This window comes from Nonomuraea endophytica (assembly GCF_014203235.1).
GTDB classification, from domain to species: domain Bacteria; phylum Actinomycetota; class Actinomycetes; order Streptosporangiales; family Streptosporangiaceae; genus Nonomuraea; species Nonomuraea endophytica.
The window spans coordinates 716,008-730,104 of sequence record NZ_JACHIN010000004.1; the positions used below are offsets into that span (position 1 = coordinate 716,008).

Below are 14,097 nucleotides of genomic sequence, written 5' to 3' on the forward strand. Positions count from 1 at the left end.
CGGGGCGGTCAGACGGCGACCAGCGCCGCCTCGGCCTCAAGTGTCGCGGCGGTGGCGGCCACCACCGCGGCCACGCGCAGGGCCTCCTGGATCTGCTCGCGGGGCAGCCCGGAGCCGCGCAGCACCTGCTCGTGCGACTCCAGGCAGCGGCCGCAGCCGTTGATCGCGGACACGGCCAGGCACCACAGCTCGAAGTCGGCCTTGTCCACGCCCGGGTTACCGATGACGGTCATCCGGAGCTTGGCCGGAAGCGTGCCGTAGGTCTCGTCGCCGATGAGGTGCGTGGCCCGGTAGTACACGTTGTTCATCGCCATGATGGAGGCGGCGGCCTTGGCGGCCGTGAACGCCTCCTCCGACAGGTTCCGCGCGGCCTCTTCCGAGACCTCGGCGATGACCCGGCCGGACCTGGCGGCCAGCGCGCACGCCAGCATCGCCCCCCAGAGCTGCTGGTCGGTCAGCGACGAGGTGGTCGTGACCGAGCCCAGGTTGAGCTTGGTGTCCTTGGCGTAGGCCGGAAGGGCTTCCTTCAGCGCGGCGATGCTCATGCGCCCTCCTTCGTCGGTCGCACAAGCATCAGATGGCTGTGTCTCATTGGTCGCTCCGCTCCCTACGCGCCCAGCAGCGCCTTCGCGTCGAGGCCCTTCTCGCCCTTGTTCCAGTTGCACGGGCACAGCTCGTCGGACTGCAGCGCGTCCAGGACCCGCAGGACCTCCTTGACGTTGCGGCCGACCGAACCCGCCGTCACCATCGTGAACTGGATCTCGTTATTCGGGTCCACGATGAAGGTGGCGCGCTGGGCGACGCCGTCGGGGCCGAGGATGCCGAGGTCGGCGGAGAGCTCGCGCTTGATGTCGCTCAGCATCGGGAACGGCAGGTCGCGAAGGTCGTCGTGGTCCTTGCGCCAGGCGTGGTGCACGAACTCGGAGTCCACGGACACGCCCAGGACCTGGGCGTCACGGTCGGCGAAGTCCTCGTTGAGACGGCCGAACTCGGCGATCTCGGTCGGGCAGACGAAGGTGAAGTCCTTCGGCCAGAAGAACACCACGCGCCACTTGCCCTCGTAGGTCTTGTGGTTGATCTCCGCGAACGCCTTCTCGGGGTCGAGGTCGACGCAGGCGGTGAGTTCGTACTCGGGAAAGTGGTCACCGACGGTGAGCAAGTGCGTGTCTCCTTGGATGAACGTGGTGGTCAGGGGCCCAAGCGTCCCGCACGTAGCATTGATCTGAGAAATCGAGCAGTCAGACCAATTTGAGAGGTGTTCCCTATCAGTGAGCCCGTGCCGACCCTGGCTCAGCTGCGCGCGTTCCTGGCCGTGGCCGAACATCTCCACTTCAGGGAGGCGGCGAGCAGGCTCCGGATCAGCCAACCCGCTTTGTCCGGAAATATCGCTGCTTTGGAGGAGGTTTTGGATCAGCAGCTGGTGGAGCGGACCACCCGCAAGGTGCTGCTCACCCCCGCCGGAGAGCGCCTGACCGAGCACGCGCGGCGTGTCCTGGCCGCCGTCGACGACCTCATGGGCGAGGTGGCCCAGAACCGCGAACCCTTCCGCGGGCCCGCCCACCTCGGCGTCATCCCGACCGTCGCGCCGTACGTGCTGCCAGCGCTGCTGCCGATGTTCGCCAGGCGCTTCCCGCACCTCAAGCTCACCGTGCACGAGGCCAGGACCGAGACGATCCTGGAAGAGGTGCGCGAGGGGCGGCTCGACATGGTGCTGCTCGCTCTGCCCACCGAGGTGAACGGGCTGGTCGAGGAGCCGCTCTACGACGAGGACTTCCTGCTGGCCGTACCGGAGGATCATCCGCTCGCGGCGAGTGAGGAACCGCTCGGCCGCGCGGCGCTGAAGGGCCTCGACATCGTGCTGCTCAACCAGGGCCACTGCCTGCGCGAGCAGGCCATAGACGTCTGCAGGGAGGTCGGCGCGCGCGCCACGGCCACCACCTACGCCACCAGCCTGCCCACGCTCGTGCAGCTCGTCGCGGGCGGGCTCGGCGTGACGCTGCTGCCCGAGTCGGCGGTGCCCGTGGAGACGGGCAAGCGGGTACGGCTGGCGCTGCGCCGCTTCGCCCCGCCCGCGCCGGGCCGCACGATCGGCCTGGCGTACCGGGGATCGTCGGCGCGGGCGGCCGAGTACGCGCAGCTCGCCAAGGCGGTCAGGAGCGCGGTGCGGCAGCGGCGGCTGCCCGTCAAGATCGTCACCTGACCCGCGCCGTCACGGCAGGCGTTTGAGCCTGGCCACCGCCTCGTCGATGACCTCGTCCTTCTTGCAGAACGCGAACCGGACGAAGTGCGCACCACGCTCCGGATGGTCGTAGAACACCTGGGTCGGAATGGCCACCACCCCCGCCAGCGCCGGCAGCTTGCGGGTCAGCTCCAGGCCGTCGGTGAAGCCCAGCGGCCGGATGTCGGTCTGCACGAAGTACGTGCCCGAAGGCCGGAACACCTCGAAGCCCGCCGAGGTCAGCCCCTCCATCAGCCGGTCGCGCTTGTCCTGGAGCCCTGACCGCAGTGCCGCCACCCAGTCGAGCTCGTGCCGCAGCCCGTAGGTGACGGCGAGCTGCCACGGCGCGCTCGCCGTGAACGTGAGGAACTGCTTGACCGTCTGCACCGCGCCGACCAGCGGCGGCGGCGCGCACACCCAGCCGGTCTTCCAGCCGGTGACCGAGAACGTCTTGCCCGCCGAGGAGATCATCACGGTGCGTTCGCGCATGCCGGGGAAGGTGGCCAGCGGGATGTGCTCGACGCCGTCGAAGGTCAGGTGCTCGTAGACCTCGTCGGTGATCGCGATCAGGTCGCGTTCCTGGCAGAGCTCGGCGATGACGGCCAGTTCGGCGCGGGTGAACACGGTCCCGGTCGGGTTGTGGGGGGAGTTGACCAGGATCGCGCGGGTACGCGGGGTGACGGCGGCGCGCAGCTCGTCCGGGTCGAAGGTGAAACGACCGTCGGCCGGGCGCAGCGTGACCGCCACCAGCCGGGCTCCGGACAGCGCGATCGAGGCGGCGTAGGAGTCGTAGTAGGGCTCGAACGCGATCACCTCGTCGCCCGCCTCGCACAGCGCCAGGACGCTCGCCGCGATCGCCTCCGTGGCTCCGACGGTCACCAGCACCTCGCCGTCGGGGTCGTAGTCGAGGCCGTAGTGGGCCGAGCGGTGCTCGCTGACCGCGTGCCGCAGATCGGGCACACCTGGCCCCGGGGGGTACTGGTTCGCGCCCGCCGCGATCGCCTCCACCGCCCGGTCGAGCATCGCCGCCGGGCCGTCGGTGTCGGGAAAGCCCTGGCCGAGGTTGATCGAGCCGGTCCGCACGGCCAGCGCGCTCATCTCGGCGAAGATCGTCGTGCCGAAGGCGCGCATCCTGGATACAAGGGGTTCCGTCACGGCCCCAGACTATTAGGCTCGACCTGTGATCATCAGGGTCGTGATCGCGCTCGCTCTGAGCGTCCCCCCTCCGGCCGCCGCCGTCCGGGCCGCCGACGCCTGTCCCGTCCCCGTTCCCACCGGCACCACCTGCGGGTTCCTTGAGGTTCCCGAACGCAGGGACGCGCCCGGCCGTACCATCAAGGTCGGGTACGCCGTGCACCGCTCGCAGGATCCCGCCCGCAAGCCCGACCCCGTCGTCTACATGGGCGGCGGGCCCGCCTCGTCGTCGTTGCAGCTGACCGGGTTCCTGAGCCAGGTGTTCCCCGACCGCGACGTCGTCACGATCGAGCAGCGCGGCGGCAAATACTCCCAGCCCCGGCTGACCTGCCCGGAGACCGTCGAGGCCATGCTCGACCGGCTGCGCCGCCCGGAGACCGGAGCCGCCGCCGTGGCGACCGGGGCCGTCGCGTGCCGCAAGCGGCTGGCCGAGCGCGGCGTCGACCTGCGCGGCTACAACACGCGCGAGATCGTCGCCGACGTCGTGGACCTGCGCAAGAAACTCGGCTACCCCACCTGGAACCTGTTCGGGGTCAGCTACTCCACGCGGGTCATGGTGGAGGCGGCCAAGGCCGATCCGGGCGGGGTGCGGTCGATGATCCTCGACTCCTACCTGCCGGAGAAGGTCGACTGGTATCGCGAGGCCGACCGGAACCTGATCGACACCGTGACGGCGCTGGGGGTGAAGGACCGGTTCGAGGCGATGGTGTCGCGCTACAACCGTGCTCCCGCCCTGGTGCCGACGACCGATCCGCTGCTCGGCGAGCCGTTCACGGCCCGGATGAGCGGCGACGACGTGGCGACCGTGCTGGCCGAGGCGCTGCACGAGTCGGAGCTGGTGGCGGTGGCCCCGGCGCTGATCGACGCGCTGGCCTCGGGGCACGAGGAGCTGTTGCGCCCGCTGGCCGATGCGGTGGGTGGGGGGCTGACGTCGCATGAGTTCGGCCTGTATCACGCCGTCCAATGCCAGGATGAGACGAAATTTCCCGATTTTTCGCGACTTTTTACCGTGACCAACGACAAGGCGGTCTGCCAAGCCTGGAACCTGCCCCCCTCTCCCCCAACCCCGCCCACGGGCCCCAAGACCCCGGAGCAGACGGGTAGCGGGCAGGACAGCTCGGGTATCGGGCAGGACGGCCAGGGTTCCGGCCAGACGGACCCGGCGACCACGCGGGCCGACCTTGGCGCCGGGCAATCCCGCACCACAGACGCGGGAGCCGGGCAATCCCGCACCACAGACGCGGGAGCCGGGCAATCCCGCACCACAGGCGTGGGTGCCGGTCGACCCGGCACCACGGCCGCGCAGACGGGTGTCCGGCAGGGGGTTGGGGTGCCGGTGTTGGTGTTGGGTGGGCAGTTCGATCCCACGACGCCGCCCAGGACCAGCAGGCCGGCCGCCGCCGAGCTGCCGGGTGTCACGTTCGTGGAGTTCGCGGGGGTGGGGCACGCCGTCTTCCTGGCCATGGCCACCACCTGCGGCCGCCAGACGATGGCGGCGTTCGTCGCGGCCCCGGGTTCCTGGAGTCAGCCGTGTGTCCCGAGCCGGGTGGCGCTTGAGCGGTTCGCGCCGGGGTCGATGCTGGTGACGGGCGCGCCGTACCAGATCATGCTCGCGCCGTGGCTGGCCGTGCCCATGGTGCTGTTCGCGCTGGTCGCGCTGGTCCAGCTGGTCGGCGGCGGGGTGCGGGGGCGGGGGCTGAGCGCGTTCGCGGGGCTGGCCGGTCTCGCGGCGGTCGGCCTGACCGTGCAGGCGGTGTACGGCCTGCTCAGCACCAACGAGACCGCTCTGGCCGTCGGTGTGCCGAGTTCGGTGGAGATGTTCGGGTGGCTGGCCGTGGGCGCGGTGGCGCTGAGCGTGGCGGCGGCGGTGTGGGCCATCGAGGCGAAACCGGCGCGAAGGCTGTGGCCGCACCTGGTGGCACTCGTGGTGGGCGGCGGGTTCCTCGTATGGTGGTTCGCCTGGTTCCTGTAACGCGCATCAGAGAGCTCGACGCGCTCCGCGGCTTCGCGGTGTGCGGCATCATGCTGGTCAACACCTGGCAGCACGCCCCGCACGAACCACCCCAGCAGCCGCTGGACTCCGTCATGGAGTCGGCCTTCCAGGGCCGCTTCTACCCGATCTTCTCGCTGCTGTTCGGCATCAGCTTCGTGCTGTTCCTGCGCAGCGGCTCGCGCATGGTGCTGCTGCGCAGGTTGTTCTTCCTGCTGCTGTTCGGGCTGGTCCAGCACACCTTCTACGAGGGCGAGGTGCTGACCGACTACGCCGCCTTCGGCGCGGCCGTGCTGCTGCCCGCCTCGTTCCTGGCCCCGGGCTACCCGGTGCTGGTGCTCGGGCTGGCGGCGCTCGGCTGGGGTGTGTGGCAGGGCGGCGGCACGCTGATCATCCCGGGGATGTTCCTGATCGGGATGGCGCTGATCCAGCTCAAACCGGACCGGCGGCTGCTGCTGCCGTTCTTCGCCGTCGGGTCGGTGGCCTCGCTGGCGCTGACGGTCTTCTACTACTCCAGCGAGATCCCGGCCTACTACACGCTGGGCGCGGTGACCGGTGCGGTCGCCTACGGGACCGGCCTGCTGCTGGTCCTGCGGCCGTGGCTGTCGGCGGTGCTGGAGCCGATGGGCAAGCTGGCGCTGACCAACTACGTCTCCGGCACGCTGGTCATCTTCCTGACCGGGCCGGTGACCGACGGCTGGTGGGTGCTGGTCGTGGCGGGGGCGACGGTGGCCGCGCAGGCGGTCTTCAGCCGGTGGTGGCTGAGCCGTCACCGCTACGGGCCGCTGGAGTGGATTTGGCGGTGCCTGACCTGGTTCCGCCGGGTGCCCAACGGTCTAGAGTCGAGACGTGACGAGAATCGCCCTCTGTCAGATCCCGGTGTCCCCTGATCCCACCGTCAACCTCCAGCGGGTACGGCAGGCCCTGACCGAGGCCGAAGGCGCCGACCTGGCCATCTTCCCGGAGGCGACGCTCACCCGCTACGGCAAGCGCATCACCGACCTGGCCGAGCCGCTGGACGGGCCGTTCGTGACCGGCGTGGCCGAGGCGGCCCGCGCCCACGGCATCGCGGTGATCGCCGGCGTGTTCGAGCCCGGCCGGGACCGCGTGTACAACACCGCCGTCGCCCTGGACGCCCGCGGCGAGATCCAGGCGGCGTACCGGAAGATCCATTTGTTCGATTCCTTCGGCGCCAAGGAGTCGGAGCTGGTCGAGCCCGGCGCCGAACCGACCGTGGTCGAGCTGGCGGGGCTCAGGATCGGGCTCGTCACCTGCTACGACGTGCGCTTCCCCGAGCTGACCCGCGCGCTGGTGGACAAGGGCGCGGAGATGTTCGCGGTGATCGCCGCCTGGGGGTCGGGGCCGCTGAAGGAGGACCACTGGATCACGCTGGTGCGCGCCCGCGCGCTGGAGAACACCATGTGGACCGCCGCCGTCGGCCAGGCGCCCAACCCGGCCGAGTCGAGCGACGGTTTCGGCGTCGGCCGGAGCATGCTCGTCGACCCGCTGGGCGTGGTCCGGGCGGATCTGGGCAGTGCGTCTGGAGTCCAGCTTGTCGAGGCCGATCCGGAGGCGACGGCCGCGGTGAGGAAGACCCTTCCGTGCCTTGAACATCGGGTGCTCGGGGTCATGCGATCGTAAAGTGGTGTCGTGAGCAGAACGCAAATGCAGAAGGTGGTCCCGCCGCGTCTGCTCGTGCCCTATCTGTCGGGCAAGCGCACGGTCATCTCCGGATATGTCTACCGCGTGCAGGACTGCGCGCGGCTGAGCACGCCCAGGCAGCTCTTCCACGGGCTCGACCTGTCGTTCGAAGGATCGGAGCTGACGGCCGAGGTGCCCGAGCTGTATGTGATGCGCTGGTACGCGCGCGACGTCGACACCTACGCCGTGCCGTACGGACCGCACATGGGCGGTGACTGGAGCGACACGCCGCCGTTCGCCGGCAACGGCTTCACCACCTCGCGCGAGCACGTGGTGCCGCAGTTCCACACGATGCCGATGCCGATCCCGGCGGGTGCCGAGATCGTGCACGTCAGCCCCGAGTCCGAGCGTCCGTTCGCCGCCTACGACGGGCTGACCTGGCGGCCCGCGGCATGAGCGAGCGCAGCGAGCGAACGATTGGACACAGCCGTCCAACGCTCATGCGGCTTCCGAAGGAGGTCGCATGAGCGTTCCCATCACGTCGGGGTTCGTGGCGCGCTTCGAGGAGCGCACCTTTCCCGCCGCGCTCGGCCCGGACAGCGACGAGGTCGTGCTGTTCAGCGAGGAGGAGCTGGCGGGCTTCGAGGCCGCCTCCGGTTACTGGCGGCGCACGGTCAAGCGGGCCGGCGTCGAGTGGCTGGTGCTGGTGCGCACGGTGGCGGCGTTCGGCGGCGAGCCCTGCATCGTGCTGGACGAGGACGAGGACGGCCTGCACATCGCCTACACCGGCCACAGCGGCATGAAGGCCGAGGCCCTGGGCTATTGGATGGTCGACCACGGCGCCTACGAGGTCGTCGTGCCCCGCGAGGAGGTCTTCTCGATCCGGGTGGAACGCATCCCCGTGCCCTAGCCGTCAGGCGTCGAAGCTGCGGCGGGCGGTCTCGATGTGGCCGAAGTACTCGTGGGTCCAGCCGCACATCAGGTCGACCATCGCGCGCAGGGCCTGGCCCGGCGGGGTGAGCGTGTACTCGACCTTCGGCGGCACGGTGGGGTGCACCTTGCGATCGGCCAGGCCGTTGCGCTCCAGCATGCGCAGGTTCTGGGTGAGCATCTTGTGGCTGATGCCCTCGACCTCGTCGCGCAGCTCGCTGAAGCGCAGGGTGCGCTCGCCGAGGGCCTCGATGATCAGCAGCGCCCACTTGTTGGCGACGTCCGAGAAGATCTCCCGCGCGAGGGAGTCGGCGCGCCTCAGGTCCGCCTCGTCGGCCGTTCCGCTGTACTGCTTGGCCACCACCAGGCTCCCCAGTCTATGAAAGGTGCACGTCAGCCAACACTCTCCTATGGTTCCCGAGTAACCGCAAGAGAGCACGGCGGCCGCGCCTCAAGTGATGACATTTCCGCATTCCTTGTCAACCGATGCGTTGTCCGTGGGTCTATAGGGGCGTGAACCGACAAACGACCTCGGTCGCGCCGGTGCGGGAGGCGCCGCCGTCGTTCGCCGAACTGTTCGCGGCCCACTACCAGCCTCTGGTACGGCTGGCCGGACTGCTGGGCGCCGACGACCCCGAGGACATCGCCCAGGAGGCCTTCGCCCGCCTGCACACCGGGCAGCTGCGCGACGACGGCGCGGCCGTGGCCTACCTGCGCGCGATCGTCTGCAACCTCACCCGCAACCGCCTGCGCCACCTGCGACTGATACGGCTGCGCCGCCCCGAGCCGCCCGAACCGGTGCGCAGCAGCGAGCAGTCGGTCCTGCTCGCCGAGGAGCACCGGGAACTGCTGGCGGCGCTCGACCGGCTCCCCCGCCGCCAGCGGGAGGCGCTGGTGCTGCGCTACTGGCTGGACCTTTCCGAACGTGAGATCGCCGCGGCCATGGGCGTGTCGCCCGGTTCGGTGAAGACGCATGCGAGCAGGGGCCTGGCCGCACTCGGCCGGGCGCTCGAGGAGGACGCGTGACCCCCCTGGAGGAGCGGCTGAAGGCCGCGCTGGACGCTCGCGCCCAGACCTACGAGGCCGGGCAGAACGCCTGGCTGAGCGTGCGCGCCCGCACCCCGCTGCCGCCGCGAAGAGGCCGCTGGCTGCTGGCCGCGATCCCGGTCGCGGTGATCGCGCTGTTCGTTCCTGTCCTGCTCAACGGGGGCCTGGGCAGGAACTCGGCGGCCGATCCCGGCACCCTTCAGCGGCAGCTGATGGCGGGGCTGACGCCGGTGGGGGAACCGGTGCGGCTCGACGGCCTGAAGTTGTGGTTCGCCAAGGGCAGGCTCGGCAATCCGCAGTTCTGCGCGCTGTCCAGCGGCGGGCGGGAGCCGGTCGGCTCGTGCGCCGCCGTCTACCTCATGGGACCGGGCACCTACGAGGGCTCGGCGGCCGGGAAGGACGCCGCCACGGTCCTCGACTACGGCCTGGCCAAGCCGGAGACCACCCAGGTCAGGGCGGTGACGGGAGACGGGCGGCAGATCGCCGGGACCGTGCACCGGGTGCCGGGGGCGCCTGGGGCGATCTGGAGCGTGAGCTTCGCGGCCGCCGAGCAGGTCACCAAGGTGGAGTTCCTGGATTCGGCTCAGCAGGTGCTCGGGGAGATGCCCCGGTCGATGCTGCTGGGCCGCTCGCGCAAGGCCAAGCCGGCCGGCCTGCCGTACGAGATGGCGGGTGGTCTGTCGCTACGGCCCTACCAGGTTCCGAACGACACCCAGCCCGGCGCGACCGACCTGGAGGTGATCTGGACGCGCACCGGCAAGGAAGTGAGCTCGATGTCGCTGAAGGACGCCTACCTGTGGAAGGACGGCGGCGCTGACAATCCGTGGCCGGTGCACGTGCAGGCCGAGGACGGCGTGGTGTTCGGCGCGGCCCGCCCCGACGTCGCGCGCATCGTGTGGACGCTCGACGGCCGTGAGCTGACGCTGACCCCGCGGCCCGATCCGTGGGGGCTGAAGCTGGGGCTGTTCGCGCTGACGGCGGACGCCCGGGAGGAGGATCGCCGGCACACGCTGGTCGCCTATGACGCGCGGGGGAAGGAGATCTGGCGCAACGAGCCGCCGCCGGAGAGGCAGGAGCTGGGCTACTACGGCGAGCGGATCAGCGACAAGGTCGTCGTGGCGGGCACGGAGGACTTCTCCTTCGGCCCGGTCGAGCTGTGGTTCACCAAGAACCGCGAGGGGACCATGCTGTGCGCCTCCGGGGGCGTCGAGCCGGACGGGCGCAGGTCCAGCGGCTGCTCCACGGCCGAGCTCGACCGCCACTTCTCCTCCAGGAGCACCCGCACCTCCTACCTGCCGGAACCGGGCGCCGAGCTGGCCTACGGCGTCCTGCCTCCGGGCACCGAGGCGGTCACGGCGGTCACCGTCGACGGCGCCCCCATCCACGCCCAGATCCTGAAGGCCAAGGGCGCACCAGCGGCGGTGTGGGCGGTCCGCTACCCGGCGAACGTCAAGATCGCCGCCGTCTCCTACCGGGAGAAGGGCCGCGAGCTCGACCGCGTCAACGTGTGGGACCACAGCTGCTGGGAGACCCCGAGGCAGGAGGGCGCCGGCCAGCCGCTGCCCGGCGGCGTGTCGGCACACCTGCAGGCCCCCATGTGCCTGCACTTCTGGAAGGACGGCAAGATGCTGCCCGGCTCCTTCGAGCGCCTGCCCGGGACGAAGCTGCGCGCGATCGTCGGCCGCGAGCAGCCCCTGCAGTGGAACCAGCACAAGGACACCTGGTACGGCTTCGCCCTTCCCGGCACCGCCCGGGTCGAGGGTGTGTCCAAGAGCGGCCGGGTCGCCGCCGAGACCGTCCCCGACCCGTGGGGACACGGCGTGGCGATGTTCGCCGCGCCGGTCCCCGAAGGGGTGGCCAAGAAGGGCCTGAACTGGCCCGACCTCGCCTTCACCGGCTACGACGCCACCGGGAAGGTGCTGTGGAGGTGGGCCAGGGCCGGACTCAGCTAGAGGGCGCCAGGTCGCGGCGGCGCAGCACCACCAGCCCCGCCGCGGCCAGGGCCGCCGCCAGCGCGGTCAGCCACAGCAGCGCCGCGGCCGGCGCGCCCCGGCCCAGCAGCAGCGCGGGCACGTGCACGAACGGCGACAGCTCCAGCACGAACCCGCCGGCCAGCTTGAACTCCGCCACCAGGTCGACGGCGAGTATCAGGCCCAGCACGCTCCAGCTGACCGCGGCGGCCAGCCGCGGCAGCACGCCGAACAGCAGCACCGCCACCCCGACCACGGTCCAGACCGCGGGCAGGTAGGCGAGCGTGGCGCCCGCGACGCGCAGCAGGCCGCCGTCGTAGGCGAGCCCGGCCATGCCGCCGAGCACCGCCAGCAGCAGCGCCGGTCCGAAGACCGCGTAGAAGAGGTGGCCGAGCGCCCAGTGCAGGCGGCCGACCGGCGTCGAGAGCAGGAGGTCGGCCCGCCCGGCCGCCTCCTCGGTGCGGGCGCGCAGCGCCGAGACCAGCGCGGCCCCGGCGACGAGCTGGCACATGACGTAGAGGATGAACGTGAAGAACACGTCGGCGACGCCGGCGCCGGGCCCGCCGATGGTCTCGGCGAGCTGCCGCAGCGCCCGCGTGTCCAGCTGGGTGTCCAGGCCGCGCGCCGAGAAGCCGATCATGCCGCCGACCGCCGCGAAGCCGATCGTGAACCCGATCAGCGTGCCCCGGTGCAGGCGGCCGGCCAGCGCGAACGCGCCGCCGAGCGAGCCCTCCGCCGGTCCCGCGCGGGTGGGCAGCAGGCCGCCGGCCAGGTCGCGCCGGGCCGACAGCGCGAACGCCGCCGCCCCCGCCACAGCGACGAACACCACGGCCACGGCCAGCACCCACCAGTGGTCGCCGGCGTACGGCCGGGTCAGGCGGACCCAGCCGAACGGCGACAGCCAGGCGAGCCAGCCGACGCCGCCGGAGTCGGCCGCCGAGCGGATGGCGAACAAGACGCCGCCGGTGGCGAACGCGATGCCGCGGGCCGTACCGGATCCGGCGGTGAGCTGTGCGGCGACGGCGGCCACGGCCGCGAGGCACCAGCCGGCGGCGGCGCTGGAGAGACCGAACAGCAGCGACGAGCCGGCGGGCAGGCCGTTGGCGACCAGGCCGGGCACGCTGAGCAGGCCCAGCAGCAGGTTGGCCGCCAGCACCACGACGAGGGCGGCGGCCAGGGGCGCGTGGCGGCCGACGACGCCGGAGGACAGCAGTTCGCGCCGGCCCGTCTCCTCCTCGACGCGGGTGTGGCGGATGACGAGCAGGATGCTGATCAGACCGCCGATCAGCGCGCCGGAGGAGCCGAGCGTCCAGGCGGTCAGGCCGCCGACGCTCGCGTCGTAGATGACGCCGCGGGTGGCCAGCTGGGCGGGGCTGTTCATCGAGGCGTGGGTGAAGGCGTCGCGGGCGGCCTGGTCGGTGTAGAGGCGGGCGGTGCTGGCGGCGATGGTAGCCGGGAGCACGGCGCTGATGAGGATCCACACGGGCAGCAGGACGCGGTCGCGGCGCAGGATGAGCCGGATCAGCGCACCGAGGCCGGTCATCGCGCCGATCCCTCGTAGTGGCGCAGGAACAGCTCTTCCAGCGTCGGCGGCTGACTGGTCAGCGACCGCACGCCCGCCCTGGCCAGCTCGGTGAGGACCGGGGTGAGGGCGGCGCCGTCGACCTGACAGCGCAGCCGGTCGCCGTCCACGGTGAGCTCGTGCACGCCGGGCAGCCGCGCGAGGCCGCCGGCCGGGCCGACGAGCTCGGCCGTGACCGAGGTGCGGGTGAGGTGGCGCAGGTCGGCGAGACTGCCCGACTCGACGGTACGGCCGGCGCGGATGATGGACACGCGGTCGCACAGCGTCTCCACCTCCGACAGGATGTGGCTGGACAGCAGCACGGTGCGGCCGCGGTTCTTCTCCTCCTGGACGCAGTCGTTGAAGACCGCCTCCATCAGCGGGTCCAGGCCGGAGGTGGGCTCGTCCAGGATCAGCAGCTCGACGTCGGAGGCGAAGGCGGCCACGAGCGCGACCTTCTGCCGGTTCCCCTTGGAGTAGGTGCGGCAGCGCTTGCGCGGGTCGAGCTCGAAGCGGTCGAGGAGTTCGGCCCTGCGGCCGGGGTCGAGGCCGCCGCGTACCCGGCCGAGCAGGTCGATGACCTCGCCGCCGCTCAGCGACGGCCAGAGGGTGACGTCGCCGGGCACGTAGGCCAGGCGGCGGTGCAGTTCGGTGGCGTCCCGCCAGGGGTCACCGCCGAGCAGCTCGACCTCGCCGCCGTCGGAGCGCATCTGGCCGAGAAGGACGCGGATGGTGGTGGTCTTCCCCGCGCCGTTGGGGCCGAGGAAGCCGTGCACCTCTCCCGTCTTGACGCTGAGGTTCAGGCCGTCCAGGGCCCTGGCCCGGCCGAACGTCTTGACCAGGCCCTTGGCGCGTACAGCGGTGCTCATTGGCGTTCCTCGAACTTCTCCAAGCCCGTCCGCGCCTGCTCGAACAGCTCGCGGCCCAGGAATTCCGGTCTGATCAGGTCGAGCTGGGCCTTGCCCACGCGCAGGGCCCCGTCGGGGCTGAACATGGGCGTGCCGAGCGCGCGGGAGACGTGCTCGTGCAGCACGGTCATGCCGAGCTTCATGGCGGTCAGCACGGTGGCGCGGGCACGGTGGTCGACGCCCTGCCCGTCGGTCTTGGCCAGGTGCTCCTCGGTGACGCGGACGAGCTCGTCGAACATGGCCGCCGCGCCGGGCGAGCCGTCCACGAGGGCGCGGCCGAGGTAGTGCATGAAGGGCGGCGCGGTGCGGTGGACGCTCTCGATGAAGTCGGGGTCTTCCAGGTTGTGGTCGGTGACCCCGGCCTCCACCTGGGCGCGCACGTACGACAGGACGTACTCGTCGCACGCCTCGCGCAGTTGCTCCTTGGAGCCGAAGTGGTGCTGGACCAGGCCGGGAGAGACCCCGGCCGCTTCGGCGATGCCGCGGATCGTGGTGGCCCTGACGCCCTGGTCGGCGAACAGCGCCATGGCGACGTCCCGGATACGGGCGCGTGCCGTCAGATCCTCATCAGAAACTGGTCGCATGTCCAGCATGCTATACGCATGTATTGGCGACCATACAGATGTTCAGTCATATTT

Annotated in this window: 15 protein-coding genes; 8 read left to right on the forward strand and 7 right to left on the reverse strand. The window is 71.1% G+C overall.

Going from position 1 to position 14,097, the window contains the following annotated elements:
- Positions 1 to 8: 8 nt before the first annotated feature.
- Positions 9 to 545, reverse strand: coding sequence for an alkylhydroperoxidase, AhpD family (gene ahpD / locus HNR40_RS18830; protein ID WP_184962879.1), 537 nt, complete (start codon positions 543 to 545; stop codon positions 9 to 11).
- 62 nt (positions 546 to 607) lie between these two features.
- Positions 608 to 1,159 (reverse strand): peroxiredoxin, encoded by a 552-nt coding sequence (locus HNR40_RS18835; RefSeq protein WP_246509178.1) that lies wholly within the window; start codon positions 1,157 to 1,159, stop codon positions 608 to 610.
- Positions 1,160 to 1,276: 117 nt separating this feature from the next.
- Between HNR40_RS18835 and HNR40_RS18840 the strand changes: the two genes are divergently transcribed.
- Entirely contained in the window at positions 1,277 to 2,200 is a 924-nt protein-coding gene (locus HNR40_RS18840) for a LysR substrate-binding domain-containing protein (protein WP_312896415.1), read from the forward strand.
- A gap of 9 nt (positions 2,201 to 2,209) precedes the next feature.
- On the opposite strand, the gene HNR40_RS18845 is transcribed toward HNR40_RS18840, so the two are convergent.
- Positions 2,210 to 3,373 carry a pyridoxal phosphate-dependent aminotransferase gene (locus HNR40_RS18845; RefSeq protein ID WP_184962882.1) on the reverse strand — a complete coding sequence of 388 codons (1,164 nt, stop codon included), beginning with the start codon at positions 3,371 to 3,373 and terminating at the stop codon, positions 2,210 to 2,212.
- A 25-nt stretch (positions 3,374 to 3,398) separates the two neighbouring features.
- On the opposite strand from HNR40_RS18845, the gene HNR40_RS18850 reads away from it, so the two are divergent.
- From HNR40_RS18850 to HNR40_RS18870, 5 genes are all read left to right on the forward strand, one after another.
- Positions 3,399 to 5,384 (forward strand): alpha/beta fold hydrolase, encoded by a 1,986-nt coding sequence (locus tag HNR40_RS18850; protein WP_184962883.1) that lies wholly within the window; start codon positions 3,399 to 3,401, stop codon positions 5,382 to 5,384.
- Entirely contained in the window at positions 5,360 to 6,292 is a 933-nt protein-coding gene (locus tag HNR40_RS18855; RefSeq protein ID WP_184962884.1) for a DUF418 domain-containing protein, read from the forward strand. The genes HNR40_RS18850 and HNR40_RS18855 overlap by 25 nt, the downstream gene beginning before the upstream one ends.
- Complete coding sequence (locus HNR40_RS18860; RefSeq protein WP_184962886.1) at positions 6,252 to 7,043, forward strand: carbon-nitrogen hydrolase family protein; 792 nt, start codon at positions 6,252 to 6,254, stop codon at positions 7,041 to 7,043. Before HNR40_RS18855 ends, HNR40_RS18860 begins: the two co-directional genes overlap by 41 nt.
- Positions 7,044 to 7,052: 9 nt before the next feature.
- Entirely contained in the window at positions 7,053 to 7,499 is a 447-nt protein-coding gene (locus HNR40_RS18865; protein ID WP_312896416.1) for a hypothetical protein, read from the forward strand.
- A gap of 67 nt (positions 7,500 to 7,566) precedes the next feature.
- Positions 7,567 to 7,953 carry a UCP033725 family protein gene (locus tag HNR40_RS18870; RefSeq protein ID WP_184962888.1) on the forward strand — a complete coding sequence of 129 codons (387 nt, stop codon included), beginning with the start codon at positions 7,567 to 7,569 and terminating at the stop codon, positions 7,951 to 7,953.
- A gap of 3 nt (positions 7,954 to 7,956) precedes the next feature.
- Here HNR40_RS18870 and HNR40_RS18875 read toward each other — a convergent pair whose 3' ends face one another.
- Positions 7,957 to 8,334: a winged helix-turn-helix transcriptional regulator gene (locus HNR40_RS18875; protein WP_312896417.1), complete on the reverse strand. Its 378-nt coding sequence runs from the start codon at positions 8,332 to 8,334 to the stop codon at positions 7,957 to 7,959.
- A 152-nt stretch (positions 8,335 to 8,486) separates the two neighbouring features.
- Between HNR40_RS18875 and HNR40_RS18880 the strand changes: the two genes are divergently transcribed.
- Both HNR40_RS18880 and HNR40_RS18885 read left to right on the forward strand, forming a co-directional pair.
- Complete coding sequence (locus tag HNR40_RS18880) at positions 8,487 to 8,999, forward strand: sigma-70 family RNA polymerase sigma factor (RefSeq protein ID WP_312896418.1); 513 nt, start codon at positions 8,487 to 8,489, stop codon at positions 8,997 to 8,999.
- Positions 8,996 to 10,972, forward strand: coding sequence for a hypothetical protein (locus HNR40_RS18885; RefSeq protein ID WP_184962892.1), 1,977 nt, complete (start codon positions 8,996 to 8,998; stop codon positions 10,970 to 10,972). Before HNR40_RS18880 ends, HNR40_RS18885 begins: the two co-directional genes overlap by 4 nt.
- On the opposite strand, the gene HNR40_RS18890 is transcribed toward HNR40_RS18885, so the two are convergent.
- From HNR40_RS18890 to HNR40_RS18900, 3 genes are read right to left on the reverse strand one after another with little or no spacing between them, the layout of a single operon-like run.
- Positions 10,965 to 12,533, reverse strand: coding sequence for an ABC transporter permease (locus tag HNR40_RS18890; RefSeq protein WP_184962894.1), 1,569 nt, complete (start codon positions 12,531 to 12,533; stop codon positions 10,965 to 10,967). The genes HNR40_RS18885 and HNR40_RS18890 overlap by 8 nt on opposite strands.
- Entirely contained in the window at positions 12,530 to 13,420 is an 891-nt protein-coding gene (locus tag HNR40_RS18895) for an ABC transporter ATP-binding protein (RefSeq protein ID WP_184962896.1), read from the reverse strand. The genes HNR40_RS18890 and HNR40_RS18895 overlap by 4 nt, the downstream gene beginning before the upstream one ends.
- On the reverse strand, positions 13,417 to 14,043 hold the full coding sequence (locus HNR40_RS18900; protein ID WP_184962898.1) for a TetR/AcrR family transcriptional regulator: 627 nt from the start codon (positions 14,041 to 14,043) through the stop codon (positions 13,417 to 13,419). The genes HNR40_RS18895 and HNR40_RS18900 overlap by 4 nt, the downstream gene beginning before the upstream one ends.
- Positions 14,044 to 14,097: the final 54 nt, after the last annotated feature.

Bases quoted from the DNA above. Each gene is read 5' to 3' on its own strand.
- ahpD (WP_184962879.1), bottom strand. From the start codon at position 545: ATGAGCATCGCCGCGCTGAAGGAAGCCCTTCCGGCCTACGCCAAGGAC.
- HNR40_RS18855 (WP_184962884.1), top strand. From the start codon at position 5,360: ATGGTGGTTCGCCTGGTTCCTGTAACGCGCATCAGAGAGCTCGACGCG.
- HNR40_RS18870 (WP_184962888.1), top strand. From the start codon at position 7,567: ATGAGCGTTCCCATCACGTCGGGGTTCGTGGCGCGCTTCGAGGAGCGC.
- HNR40_RS18890 (WP_184962894.1), bottom strand. From the start codon at position 12,533: ATGACCGGCCTCGGTGCGCTGATCCGGCTCATCCTGCGCCGCGACCGC.
- HNR40_RS18900 (WP_184962898.1), bottom strand. From the start codon at position 14,043: ATGCGACCAGTTTCTGATGAGGATCTGACGGCACGCGCCCGTATCCGG.
- HNR40_RS18895 (WP_184962896.1), bottom strand. From the start codon at position 13,420: ATGAGCACCGCTGTACGCGCCAAGGGCCTGGTCAAGACGTTCGGCCGG.